The following is a 13,386-nucleotide window of genomic DNA, read 5'->3' as shown; positions in this document are numbered from 1 at the left end:
TGGAAATGATGTAAATTTCATAAATTAGACGCAAAGGCTTTACATCCTTGGATTTTTTCAAGATAATAGTTACAATATGAATTAAAAATGCTAGTTGATAAAAGGTGATTTCATGGCAAATGAGCAAGTCCTAACAGCGGAACAGGTCATTGACAATACGAAGCGATATTTAAATGAAGAAGACGTGGCTTTTGTACAAAAAGCATATGATTTTGCAAAAGAAGCTCACAAAGAACAATATCGCAAGTCGGGTGAACCATATATTATCCACCCGATTCAAGTCGCAGGAATTTTAGTTGATCTAGATATGGATCCAGCAACAATTGCAGCTGGATTTCTACATGATGTGGTCGAAGATACAGAGATAACACTAAAGGATTTAGAAAAAGCTTTTAACGAAGAAGTAGCAATGCTAGTAGACGGCGTAACGAAACTTGGAAAAATTAAATATAAGTCTAAAGAAGAGCAGCAGGCTGAAAATCACCGCAAGATGTTTGTGGCAATGGCTCAAGATATTCGAGTCATACTGATCAAACTTGCGGATCGTCTTCATAACATGCGTACGCTGAAGCATTTACCGCAGGAAAAGCAGCGACGCATTTCAAATGAAACGCTTGAAATTTTTGCTCCTCTTGCTCATCGTCTTGGTATTTCAAAAATTAAGTGGGAGCTTGAAGATACAGCTTTACGTTACTTAAATCCTCAGCAATATTATCGCATTGTCAATTTGATGAAGAAAAAGCGTGCGGAACGCGAGCAATATTTGGCTGAAGTTATTGATGAAGTTCGTGAGCAAGTAGATGAAGTGTCGATTAAAGTTGAAATTTCAGGACGTCCAAAACATATTTATTCCATTTATCGTAAAATGGCACTGCAAAACAAGCAGTTTAATGAAATTTACGATTTACTAGCTGTGCGCATTATTGTAAATAGCATTAAAGACTGCTATGCGGTGTTAGGGATTATTCACACGTGCTGGAAACCAATGCCAGGACGTTTCAAAGATTATATTGCGATGCCAAAACAAAATATGTACCAGTCTCTTCATACGACGGTTATCGGACCAAAAGGTGATCCGTTAGAAGTTCAAATTCGAACATTTGACATGCACCAAATTGCTGAGTATGGAATTGCTGCTCACTGGGCTTACAAAGAGGGAAAAACAGCTGAGCATGCTTCATTTGAAGAAAAGTTAACGTGGTTTAGAGAAATTTTAGAATTTCAAAATGATGCAAACGATGCAGAAGAGTTTATGGAATCTCTAAAAGTTGATTTGTTTTCTGACATGGTTTATATTTTTACGCCAAAAGGCGACGTCATTGAGCTTCCTTCGGGTTCTGTTCCAATTGATTTTTCCTATCGTATTCATTCTGAAATCGGAAATAAAACCATTGGAGCAAAAGTCAACGGCAAGATGGTTACGCTTGATTACCGTTTGAAAACGGGGGACATTATCGAAATTTTGACGTCTAAGCATTCATATGGTCCAAGCAAGGACTGGTTAAAGCTTGCTCAAACGTCTCAAGCCAAAAATAAAATTCGCCAATTCTTTAAAAAGCAAAGCCGCGATGAAAATATTGAAAAAGGCAAAGAGCTGGTTGAAAAAGAAATTCGTCAAATGGAGTTTGACTTAAAAGAAGTATTAACAGCTGATAATATCAAACGAGTAGCGGAGAAGTTTAATTTCTCAAATGAAGATGATATGTATGCAGCTATTGGATATAACGGATTAACTGCGGCTCAAGTAGCTAATCGTTTAACCGAGAAGTGGAGAAAGCAGCGCGATCAAGAACAAGAGATCCAAATTGATGACATTGCACGCGACACTGCGGCTAAACGTGTTCGCCAGCATAAACGAAAAGATTCCGGTGTTATCGTACCGGGTGTAGAGAACATGCTGATTCGCTTGTCTAAATGCTGTAATCCAGTTCCCGGAGATGAGATTGTTGGTTTTATTACAAAGGGGCGGGGAGTATCTGTTCATAGAGCAGATTGTTTAAACGTTCACACAGATGATGCTGAAAGCCGTCTTATTCCTGTAGAGTGGGAAACACATATTAAAGAGGGCAAAGAGTTTAATGTGGAAATTGAAATTTCGGGCTACGACCGTCGAGGCTTACTAAATGAAGTTCTGCAGGTTGTAAACGAGACTAAAACGAATATTTCAGCCGTTTCAGGAAAATCGGACCGAAACAAAATGGCTACGATTCATATGTCAATTTCTATTCATAACATCAGTCATCTTCATAAAGTGGTCGAGCGCATTAAGCAGCTTCGAGACATTTATTCAGTTCGCCGAATTATGCATTAAGAAAGGTCGTTATACATGAGAGTAGTCGTACAAAGAGCAAAGAATGCAAAAGTAACTGTTGCAGGCGAGACGGTCGGCGAGATTGAGCACGGATATATGCTTTTAGTCGGTATTACCCACGAGGATACTGAAGCCGATGCAGAGTATGTAGCAGACAAAATTGTAAATTTGCGAGTGTTTGAAGATGAGTCTGGCAAAATGAATTTGTCGCTTCTAGATGTAGAAGGAGAAATTTTATCGGTATCTCAATTTACGCTTTACGGAGATTGCCGAAAAGGCAGAAGACCAAACTTTATGGAAGCTGCTAGGCCAGATCATGCTGTAACGATTTACAACTATTTTAATAAAGTATTATCAGGGAAAAATATTCGAGTAGAAACCGGCGCATTTGGCGAAATGATGGACGTATCATTTACGAATGACGGACCGGTCACACTTATTGTAGAAAGCAAAGAAAAAACGCAGGCTCACAGATGAGTCTGCGTTTTTTCTTTGTTTTGAAAGTAGTGATTTAATCCTTCAGCGATAGCGGATGTAATCATTTGCTGATAACTGATGGAATTAATATACGTTTCTTCCCGTTCGTTGCTTAAAAAGCCCAGTTCAATTAATGTACTCGGACGTGTATTTTCGCGAAGAACATAATAGTTTCCAAATCGTTCTCCTTTGTCTTTCAATTTTGCATGTTCAATGAGTGACTGATGAATAGAATGTGTGAGTGGACTGTCCTGATGCTGATGATAATAATACGTCATAAGGCCAGTTAGCTGTGAGCTGTTCGTACTGTTGTAGTGAACGCTTATAAAAGCATCTGCTTTAGTCGATTGCAGCGTGCGCTGTGAAAGTAGAACGTACTCATCACGGGTGCGGGTTAAAATGACGTGTGCGCCTTCTTTTTGAAGTTTGTTTTGTAAAATCAGCGCTGTTCGGAGAGTGAGATCTTTTTCATATGTGCCCTGTGTGCCGATGGCTCCTTTGTCTTTTCCTCCATGGCCTGCATCAATAATAATGGTTTTGCCCTTTAGGTGCTGCAAGCTTTTACTCAGCGTATAAACAGGCTGGCGCTGCGCTACCTGCATGCTGGGCTGAACGCTACGGAGCGCTACGGTTTTCGTGAATTTTTTAAACACCCAGCCTTGAATACCCGAGCTTTCTACATAATACCAATCTCCTTGACGGTCTGAAACGGATAGTCTTGTATTCTTCGTCAATTTATTTGTAATTGAAAATGAACGTCCTGGACCGCTGCGTACATGAAGAGAGTCAGCTGTTACAACAATGGGTTGATGCACCGGTACATTTGGGCGCTCAAATGAGGAAGAGCACAGTAACAAAAGGATACTTGCAGCCAAAACAGATACAGACTTCATGTTAAGATGGCGAATAGATAGACCTCCTTTTTATAACAAAATAGAGTATTCGATGAAAAGAAAAAAAATCCTTTCTCTTATGTAAAAACATCTTTTTTGGGCAATGCTAATAAAAGGATAAGTAAGTGTAGGCAGGGAGGAAGAAACGATGAAGTTTAGTGAAAAAGGTGAACAATCATTTCAGCAGGTAAATCCGGTATTTGGCATTCATTTTCATGATTTTATTGATAGAGAAAGTGAAGCTTCATCCCTTGAATTGGCTTCTGAATTTGGTTTAACGCTTCGAGATATTCAGAAACTAAGAAAACAATTAGACCGCTCTTAACATGAAAGGTGCTTGACAACTGCTCATTTCATTCGTAATATAGAAAGCAATTGCTAAATTAAAATGAATGTATAACATTTTTATATTGATAAGCCAAAGATCGAGAAAAGTAGTAAAGATGACACATGGCTAGAGAGGAAATGTCTTAGGCTGAAAGCATTTCTACATGATGACTTTATGAAAGAACACTCAGGAGGCTTCACTCTGAAAAGGGAAACTTAGTAGGAGATGAACGTGTTCGTGCGTTAACGAAATGAGTGGAAACATGTCATATGTTTCAATTAGGGTGGTACCACGTGAGATTAACTCTCGTCCCTACTATGGAAAAATAGTAGAGGCGAGAGTTTTTTTGTATTGTAAATTTTAAATATAGGAGGCATATCACGTTATGTCAGTTCAAATACCTAGAGGCACACAAGATATTTTACCGGGCAAAGTAGAGTATTGGCAGTTTGTTGAACAGCGAGCAAGAGAAATCTGCCGTGCGTTCAACTACCAAGAAATTCGTACACCAATGTTTGAACACACTGAATTATTTTTGCGCGGAGTGGGAGAAACAACGGATATCGTGCAAAAAGAAATGTACACATTTAAGGATCGAGGCGACCGCAGCTTAACACTTCGTCCAGAAGGAACAGCTGCAGTTGGACGATCATTTGTTTCAAATAAAATGTTTGGAAATCCAACGCAGCCAACAAAGCTGTTTTATATCGGTCCTATGTTTCGTTATGAACGACCTCAAGCGGGACGTTTCCGTCAATTCGTTCAGTTTGGCGTAGAAGCATTAGGGGTAAATGATCCAGCTATCGACGCTGAAGTTCTTGCCCTGTTAATGAGCTTTTACCAATCGCTTGGATTAAAAAAATTAAAGCTGGTTGTTAACAGTTTAGGAGATACAGAAAGTCGTCAAGCTCACCGTCAAGCACTTATCGATCACTTTGCACCTCGCATCGGAGAGTTTTGCAGCGACTGTCAAAGCCGATTGGAGAAAAATCCTCTTCGTATTTTAGATTGTAAAAAAGATCGTGACCACGAACTGATGGCTACAGCGCCGTCTATTCTTGATTATTTAAACGACTATTCAAAAGAATATTTTGAAAAAGTACAGCAGTACTTAACCGATTTAGACATTGACTATGTTGTAGATCCGACGCTAGTACGCGGGTTAGATTATTATAATCACACAGCATTTGAACTAATGAGTGAAGCAGAAGGATTTGGCGCCATTACAACTCTTTGCGGCGGAGGCCGTTATAATGGGCTGATTCAAGAAATCGGCGGACCTGAAACACCAGGTATCGGATTCGCTTTAAGCATTGAACGCTTATTATCTGCATTGGAAGCAGAAGGAATTGAGCTTCCGGTAGAAACTGGCGTAGATTGCTATGTAGTGACAATGGGCGATGAGGCGAAAGAAAAATCTGTTTCAATTGTAAATACGCTTCGACGTGCAGGTTTTGTAGCAGATAAAGATTATCAAGATAAAAAAATGAAAGCTCAGTTCAAAGCAGCTGATCGTGTACAAGCAAAATTTGTTGTTGTTCTAGGTGAAGATGAGCTAGCAAAACAAGTTGTAAACGTAAAGAATATGGAATCTGGCGAACAGCAAGAAGTATCAATTGATCAATTGGTTAGCTATTTGCAGGAACAAGTATAAGGGGGAACCATGATGACAAAACGTTCATACTACTGTGGAGATGTAACAGAACAAGCAACTGGCGAAACAGTTCTATTAAAAGGATGGGTTCAAAAGCGCCGTGATTTAGGCGGATTAATTTTTATTGATTTACGCGACCGCGGCGGAGTTGTGCAAGTTGTATTTAATCCTGAAAAATCTGCTGAAGCGCTAAAAATTGCTGAAGATGTACGTAATGAATTCGTACTGGAAGTGCAGGGAACTGTTGTAGCTCGTGAAGAGGGAACTGTTAACCCGAACTTAAAAACAGGTAAAATTGAAGTTCACGCTGAGCAAATTACGGTGTTGAATAAAGCCAAAACACCTCCTTTTGCCATTGCGGATCAAACCGAAGTATCAGAAGATGTTCGATTAAAATATCGTTATTTAGATCTTCGACGTTCTGAAATGTTTAACACGCTTAAAATGCGCAATGACATTACAAAAACAATTCGCGACTTCTTAGATCAAAATGACTTTTTAGATGTTGAAACACCTATTTTAACAAAAAGCACGCCAGAAGGTGCACGTGATTATCTTGTGCCGAGCCGCGTACACGAAGGTGAGTTTTATGCTCTTCCTCAATCACCGCAAATCTTTAAGCAGCTGTTAATGGTAAGCGGAGTTGAGCGTTATTATCAAATTGCTCGCTGCTTCCGCGATGAGGACTTGCGTGCAGATCGTCAGCCTGAATTTACTCAAATCGATATTGAAACATCATTTTTATCTCAAGAGGACATCATGACAATGACGGAAGAAATGATGTCTAAAGTAATGAAGCACGTAAAAGATTTAGATGTAACGACGCCTTTCCCGCGCATGTCATATGATGAAGCGATGAGCCGCTACGGTTCAGATAAGCCGGATACACGTTTTGAAATGGAGCTAGTCAACTTATCAGAGCTTGTGAAAGACTGCGGGTTTAAAGTATTTAGCGCAGCAGTTGAAAACGGCGGAGAAGTAAAAGCGATTAACGTAAAAGGTGCCGCTTCTAGCTATTCACGTAAAGATATCGATGCTTTAACAGAGTTCGTGAAAATTTACGGTGCTAAAGGGTTAGCATGGCTGAAAGTTGAAGCAGACGGCTTAAAAGGACCGATTGCAAAATTCTTCAACGAAGATGAGCAAAAGCAATTTGCTGAAGCTCTTCAAACGGAAGAAGGAGATTTACTTTTATTTGTAGCTGATAAAAAGTCAGTTGTAGCAGATGCACTTGGCGCTCTTCGTCTAAAGCTTGCAAAAGAACAAGGGATTATTGATGAAACGAAATTTAACTTCCTATGGGTAACAGATTGGCCTCTTCTTGAGCATGACGAAGAAGACAACCGTTACTACGCGGCTCATCATCCATTCACAATGCCAGTTCGTGAAGATTTACCAATGTTAGAAAGCGATCCTGGACAAGTCCGTGCACAAGCATATGACTTAGTGTTGAATGGTTACGAACTTGGCGGAGGATCTTTACGTATTTATGAGCGTGATATTCAAGAAAAAATGTTTAAAACGCTTGGATTTACATTAGAAGAAGCATATGAGCAGTTCGGTTTCTTACTTGAAGCATTTGAATACGGTACTCCTCCTCACGGCGGAATTGCGTTAGGTCTTGACCGTTTGGTTATGCTTTTAGCAGGACGCACAAACTTGCGCGATACAATTGCCTTCCCTAAAACAGCAAGTGCAAGCTGTCTATTAACAAACGCACCTGGTGAAGTAAGTGAAGCGCAATTAGATGAGCTGCATTTGCAGGTAAAAAGGCAAAAAACAGAAGCGTAATCGATTAAACCATCTGTTAAATCGAGCCTGTCACTGGAGCACGACAGGCTCGATTTTTTTGTTTTACTTATTAATTGCAAAGTGATTTTTTCTGTGATAAGATACTTTCAAGAACTAAATAGTCCTGATGTGTTCGTCCTTAATCCAGTTTTGACCGAACAATTTTTTGCTTGGGAGCTCGGAGTTTTTAACGAGCGTACATGCCTCATCTCGAGGACTTACAATGGTTAAAGCAGAGCACCCACCTGCCGAGAGCGGGTTCAAAACGAAGGCACTCGAGACGGCACGATCGGGACTAGCATACATATAAGAAATCCTCTATGTAATGATTTGCATAGAGTTTTTTTATGGAGAAATATCGAATGCTCATGTTCGTTTTGCTAAAAATATGGTATAGTCAATTTCGTTGTTTATTTGAATTAATCATACACGTTGGTGTATTTAATAGAGGAGTGTTTTAACATGTTGCATCAGTTTTCGCGTAATGAACTGGCGATAGGAAAAGAAGGGTTAGCTACTTTAAAAGGCAGCACGGTTGCTATTTTAGGGATAGGAGGAGTAGGGTCGTTTTCTGCTGAGGCTTTGGCTCGATCAGGAGTAGGTCGTTTAATTCTTGTAGATAAAGACGATGTTGATATTACAAACGTAAATCGTCAAATTCATGCGCTGCTTTCGACGGTAGGTCAGCCCAAGACAGAATTAATGAAACAGCGTATTTTGGATATTAACCCAGACTGTGACGTCGTTTCTCTTCAAATGTTTTATACGGAAGAAACGTATGAAGAGTTCTTTAGTTACAAACCGGACTTTGTAGTGGATGCATCCGATACGATTTCGTATAAAATTCATTTAATGAAAGAATGTTTAAAACGTGATATTCCGATTATTTCAAGTATGGGTGCTGCGAATAAAATGGATCCAACACGTTTTAAAATTGCAGACATTTCAAAGACGCATACAGATCCGATTGCAAAAGTGGTTCGTACTCGTCTGCGTAAAGAAGGAATTCGCAAAGGAATTAACGTCGTTTTTTCTGATGAACGTCCAATCGTTATTCGCGAAGAAGTTCGCAAAGAAGTAGGAAACGATCAAGCGCAAATTCGAAAAGCGAAAATGCCCCCATCTTCTAATGCTTTTGTTCCATCTGTAGCGGGATTAATTATGGGCGGTCATGTTATCAATGAATTATTAAGTAATATTAAGATTCGCCGCGTAGGTGATCAATAAAAAGAAGGCTATCGCAGCCTTCTTTTTTTTATGGAAATATCTGTTCTATTTATGCTTTGGATGGAATCTTCTGTTTGATATGTATAAAAAGTACTAATAAATTGAAAAATATGGCTTGATGGTGAATTTACACTGTAGTAAAAAAAGAGATTTATGTAAATTTATTTAACGCTTTATTTACATAAAATTTACGTTTTGGCTTTCTTTCTGTTGTATCTTCTACAGTAATATTCAGAAAGTCTTATATATCAAGGGTTTGGATAGAAATAAGAAAAAATAAACCCCAAATAAGTAAGTTTACAGTAACTTAAAATTCACTTCATATAAAGACAACAATCTACTCGTATAATGTGTCTTGTACCTGTTGTTCGAGTACAAAGGACTAGTACTAATTACACATATATTTATTGGAGGGTAATGTAATGAAAACAAAGGGTTTTAAAGTAACATTAGCAGCTTTTTTAATGGTAGGAGCACTAGCAGCATGTGGTAAAGACGGAGCAAGCAACGACAGTGGTTCGGGCAGCAAAGAAGAAGTGTCAGGTACGTTAACAGCGGCGGGATCTACAGCTTTACAACCACTTGCAGAAGAAGCAGCGAATGGAATTACGGAAAAATATCCAAACCTTTCAGTAACGGTACAAGGTGGAGGTAGTGGAACTGGTGTTAACCAAGTAGCATCAGGAGCAGTTGACATTGGAAACTCTGACGTTCCAGCAGCCGATAAAATCGAAGATAAATCAAAAGCAGATAAACTTGTCGATACGAAAGTAGCGGGCATCGGGTTCGCACTTGTTGTAAATAAAGATGTAAAAGTAGAATCGTTAACAAAAGAGCAAATTCAAAAGATTTTCTCTGGCGAAATTAAAAACTGGAAAGAAGTTGGCGGAAACGACGAAAAAATCAACGTAATCAACCGTCCAGCATCTTCTGGTACACGTGCTACATTCGAGAAAACATTAATGGGTGACGCGAAAGTAAATGACAGCGTTGGTACAGCTCAAGATTCAAACGGAGCGGTTGAGCAATCAGTAAACTCAACGCCAGGAGCAGTGAGTTACCTTGCTATGTCGTATTTAATTGGCGATAAAAAAGAAAGTTTAAAAATGCTTAATATTGATGGTGTAGAGCCAACAACAGAAAATATTGTTTCTGAAAAATATCCGTTCTGGGCTTATGAGTACATGATTACAAACGGTGAGCCAAAAGATGGTGCAAAAGAGTACATTGATTATGTATCTGGTAAAGACTTTGCTAAGCAAGTAGAAGATATGGGCTATATCCCAATGACTGAATTCAAAAAATAAAAGTGTTTTTAAAAAGAATAGGGCTGACTAACACAGTCAGTCTTATTCTATTTGAATGTTAATAAAGTATATAGCAAATAAAAAGAAAAGCGAATATATACTGAATATGTAAGGAGACAGAGCGATGAAGGGGAAAAAATCCATTAATTATGTAAAAAGCGAATACATTGGCCGTACGCTTTCTACATTTTGCGGTATTTTAATTGTACTTGTTACGTTAGCTATTATCGTGTTTATTTGTGAAAAAGGCATACAGTCATTTTTACAAAGCAATATATCAATCGGTGAAATGTTGACTTCAACAAAATGGAGCCCAAACAATAAAGAATACGGGGCACTTGTATTTATACTAGGTTCCATGCTTGTATCAATCGGAGCCGTTATTATAAGTGCTCCAATTGGAATTGCTATTGCCATTTTTAACAACTATATTTCGCCTAAATTTGGTTCAACGGTTTTACGACCGGTTTTAGAACTTTTAGTCGGAGTTCCTTCAGTGGTATACGGTCTTTTAGGGGTTACCATTTTAGTGCCGCTTCTTCGCGATAACTTCGGCGGAGTGGGCTTTAGTTTGATTGCCGGAATTATTGTCTTAAGCGTCATGATTCTTCCGACAATTGCAAGTATTGCTGACGATGCAATTCGAAGCGTAGCACCTGAATATTTAGAAGCTTCTTATGGACTAGGTTCAACAAGATGGCAGGCAATTAGCCGAGTTATTATTCCATCTGCTAAAACAGGTATTTTAACAGGTATCGTGTTAGGGCTTGCCCGTGCATTCGGAGAAGCGCTAGCTGTGCAAATGGTTATCGGAAATACGGTTAAGCTTCCTGAAAGCTTATACAGCCCAACGGCAACATTAACAGGTATTTTAACAATGGATATGTCTAATACGTTAAACGGAACGGCATGGAATAACGCATTGTGGACGTTAGCCATGATTTTACTGCTTATTTCTTTCGTGTTCATTTTAATTATCCGAGCAATTGGGAAACGAGGTGCTCATCAATGAGAAACAAAAATGCACGCACAGTAAATAATATATGGACAGGTATTTTTTATGGCATTGCCGCTCTAGTTGTGGCGCTATTAGTGTATTTAGTTGTTGAAATTATCGCCAAGGGCTGGGGATTTTGGGATCCGAACTTTTTATTTGGAAAGCCAAGCAATACGATGGCAGGTGGTGGTATTGGACCGCAGCTGTTTAACTCGTTTTACATGCTTGTTTTAACGCTGATCATTTCTATTCCTCTTGGTTTAGGAGCCGGAATTTACTTAGCGGAGTACGCGAAGCAAGGTCGTTTCCTAAATTTCGTCCGCTTATGTATTGAGACAATGGCGTCATTACCGTCCATTGTAGTTGGTTTATTTGGATTATTAATTTTCGTCACATTTTCAGGCTGGGGCTATACGCTTATCGGCGGAGCACTTGTGATTACAATTTTAAATTTACCAGGTTTAACGCGCGTATGTGAAAGTGCGATTGCATCTGTTCCTGCGAGTGTAAAAGAAGCGAGTTTAGGCTTGGGTGCGACTAAATGGCAAACAATTGTTAAAGTAGTGATTCCATCAGCGATTCAACAAATTATCACGGGCGTTATTTTAACAGCGGGACGAATCTTTGGAGAGGCAGCTGCGCTGATTTATACAGCTGGCTTAACGACGCCGATGTTAAATTCAAATGCCGACTTAACGAGTCCTGTAAACCCGTTTAATATTTTTCGACCAGCGGAGACGCTTGCCGTCCACATTTGGAAATTAAACTCTGAAGGAATTGTACCTGATGCGAGATTGATTGCAACAAAGTCAGCTGCTATTCTAATCATTATGGTTCTGTTGTTTAATATCATCGCTCGTTTAGTAGCAAAACTTTTAGACAGCTACTTTAAAGGTTCAACAAAAACGAAAAAACGAAAAGACGTTAAAAGTGCAGCTTAATAGATAAAGACAAAAAAGAAAATGGCTTTGAAACTGAGCAACAGTTTCAGCCATTTTCTTTTTTTAATGTCTCTAAACGATTGAAAACTTTTGAAAAGTATTTTTCTTGTCCATTTTGTTTAGGATGAAAATATTGTTTGTTTTTGATGCGATCCGGTAAATACTGTTGAAGGACCCATCCGTTATCAAAATCATGCGGGTATTGATATTCAACGCCTCGTCCAAGGTTCTCTGCTCCTTTGTAATGAGCATCCTTCAAATGAATGGGAACGTCGCCGGACAACCCTTTTTTAATATCACTTATCGCTTCATCTAATGCTTTGTAAGCAGCGTTGGACTTCGGTGATAGGCAAAGCTCAATAACGGCGTTTGCAAGCGGGATGCGTGCTTCTGGAAGTCCTAATCGCTCAGTTGCTTGAATAGCTGCTAGTGTCCTCATGCCGGCATCCGGATCAGCTAGTCCAATGTCTTCATAGGCAATGACTAAAAGGCGACGATTGATGCTGATCAAGTCTCCTGCTTCAATTAGCCGTCCCAAATAATGAAGAGCGGCATTTACGTCGCTGCCGCGAATCGATTTTTGAAAAGCCGATAATACATCATAGTGAGCGTCACCATTTTTATCATGTGAAAAATACTTTTGCTGCAGACATTCTTCTGCCGTTTGTAAGGTAATAACGATTTTACCATCGCTTTCACTTGTTGATAAAACAGCTAGTTCCAGAGCATTCAAAGCCGAGCGCACGTCACCGTTACAGCTGTTGGCAAAGTGGTTCATGGCGTCATCTTCTACGGCAATTTTTCTATCCCCAAATCCGTTGGATGAGTCGTTGAGTGCTCTTGTTAGCGCCATTTTGATATCATCTGGCGTAAGAGATTTTAATTCGAAGATTTGGCATCTGCTTCGAATAGCAGGATTAATCGCGTGATAAGGATTGCTTGTTGTCGCTCCGATTAGAATGATCATGCCGTTTTCTAAATAAGGAAGCAAAAAGTCTTGCTTGGCTTTGTCAAGGCGATGAACTTCATCTAGCAGAAGAATTACTTTGCCTGACATTTTGGCCTCTTCGGCGACAATTTCCATATCTTTTTTATTGTTTACAACGGCATTTAACTGACGAAACGCCGTGTTGGTTGTTTTTGCGATAGCTGTCGCAATTGTTGTTTTCCCGACGCCTGGAGGCCCATATAAAATCATCGAGCTTAAGTGATTTGCTTTTACCATTCGATAAATCATTTTATCTTTGCCAACTAAATGCTGCTGCCCGATAACGTCATCTAAATGAGTTGGACGCATTCGAAATGCGAGAGGTTTTGTAGACATGTTTTTCTCCTTTCTTTTCTTTCACTGTATCACAAGAGGTGAATAGGTGGTGGAAATTTATCTTATAGGCATAGTATGTTATAATATCAACAGTTACATTTGCAAGAAACGCGTATAGAGAAGTTCATATAGCTTA

The 13,386-nt window shown here is 39.3% G+C and carries 11 protein-coding genes, 1 other RNA gene and 1 other annotated feature; of the genes, 10 read left to right on the top strand and 2 right to left on the bottom strand.

Features of this window, described 5'->3' with window-relative positions; translation table 11 throughout:
- The first annotated feature begins 112 nt into the window (after positions 1–112).
- Together ACRPLY_RS18035 and dtd are read left to right on the top strand one after the other, a co-directional pair.
- Positions 113–2,311: a RelA/SpoT family protein gene (locus ACRPLY_RS18035; RefSeq protein WP_013059308.1), complete on the top strand. Its 2,199-nt coding sequence runs from the start codon at positions 113–115 to the stop codon at positions 2,309–2,311.
- Positions 2,312–2,326: 15 nt separating this feature from the next.
- On the top strand, positions 2,327–2,788 hold the full coding sequence (dtd, locus tag ACRPLY_RS18030; RefSeq protein WP_028411689.1) for a D-aminoacyl-tRNA deacylase: 462 nt from the start codon (positions 2,327–2,329) through the stop codon (positions 2,786–2,788).
- Here the strand turns inward: dtd and ACRPLY_RS18025 are convergent.
- Positions 2,779–3,663 carry an N-acetylmuramoyl-L-alanine amidase gene (locus ACRPLY_RS18025; protein WP_223546263.1) on the bottom strand — a complete coding sequence of 295 codons (885 nt, stop codon included), beginning with the start codon at positions 3,661–3,663 and terminating at the stop codon, positions 2,779–2,781. The two genes, dtd and ACRPLY_RS18025, sit on opposite strands and share 10 nt — an antisense overlap.
- A gap of 166 nt (positions 3,664–3,829) precedes the next feature.
- Between ACRPLY_RS18025 and ACRPLY_RS18020 the strand changes: the two genes are divergently transcribed.
- The 8 genes from ACRPLY_RS18020 (at position 3,830) to pstA (ending at position 11,926) form a co-directional block, all read left to right on the top strand.
- Positions 3,830–4,006, top strand: a complete 177-nt coding sequence (locus ACRPLY_RS18020) for a hypothetical protein (protein ID WP_013059305.1) — start codon at positions 3,830–3,832, stop codon at positions 4,004–4,006.
- A gap of 87 nt (positions 4,007–4,093) precedes the next feature.
- Positions 4,094–4,326 (top strand) — a binding site (T-box leader).
- Between the two features lie 68 nt (positions 4,327–4,394).
- The gene (gene hisS / locus ACRPLY_RS18015) at positions 4,395–5,663 is read left to right on the top strand and encodes a histidine--tRNA ligase (RefSeq protein WP_028410586.1); all 1,269 of its coding nucleotides are present in this window, start codon (positions 4,395–4,397) and stop codon (positions 5,661–5,663) included.
- A gap of 12 nt (positions 5,664–5,675) precedes the next feature.
- Positions 5,676–7,454 (top strand): aspartate--tRNA ligase, encoded by a 1,779-nt coding sequence (gene aspS / locus ACRPLY_RS18010; protein ID WP_165635129.1) that lies wholly within the window; start codon positions 5,676–5,678, stop codon positions 7,452–7,454.
- A gap of 118 nt (positions 7,455–7,572) precedes the next feature.
- Positions 7,573–7,754, top strand: a non-coding RNA gene (gene ssrS / locus ACRPLY_RS18005) — 6S RNA.
- Positions 7,755–7,916: 162 nt separating this feature from the next.
- Entirely contained in the window at positions 7,917–8,681 is a 765-nt protein-coding gene (locus ACRPLY_RS18000) for a tRNA threonylcarbamoyladenosine dehydratase (protein ID WP_028411687.1), read from the top strand.
- A gap of 422 nt (positions 8,682–9,103) precedes the next feature.
- Positions 9,104–9,988 (top strand): phosphate ABC transporter substrate-binding protein PstS family protein, encoded by an 885-nt coding sequence (locus ACRPLY_RS17995; RefSeq protein ID WP_028411686.1) that lies wholly within the window; start codon positions 9,104–9,106, stop codon positions 9,986–9,988.
- 124 nt (positions 9,989–10,112) lie between these two features.
- Entirely contained in the window at positions 10,113–11,000 is an 888-nt protein-coding gene (gene pstC / locus ACRPLY_RS17990) for a phosphate ABC transporter permease subunit PstC (protein ID WP_013059300.1), read from the top strand.
- A complete protein-coding gene (gene pstA, locus ACRPLY_RS17985; protein WP_025750576.1) occupies positions 10,997–11,926 on the top strand; it encodes a phosphate ABC transporter permease PstA in 930 nt (309 codons plus the stop codon). Before pstC ends, pstA begins: the two co-directional genes overlap by 4 nt.
- 46 nt (positions 11,927–11,972) lie before the next feature.
- Here pstA and ACRPLY_RS17980 read toward each other — a convergent pair whose 3' ends face one another.
- Positions 11,973–13,250 (bottom strand): replication-associated recombination protein A, encoded by a 1,278-nt coding sequence (locus tag ACRPLY_RS17980; RefSeq protein ID WP_028411685.1) that lies wholly within the window; start codon positions 13,248–13,250, stop codon positions 11,973–11,975.
- Positions 13,251–13,386: the final 136 nt, after the last annotated feature.

It is taken from the genome of Priestia sp. TGN 0903, from assembly GCF_050846855.1.
Classification (GTDB): Bacteria; Bacillota; Bacilli; order Bacillales; family Bacillaceae_H; genus Priestia; species Priestia zanthoxyli.
Note: the sequence above shows the minus strand (reverse complement) of the source record. Positions and strands in the feature narration are given on the sequence as shown.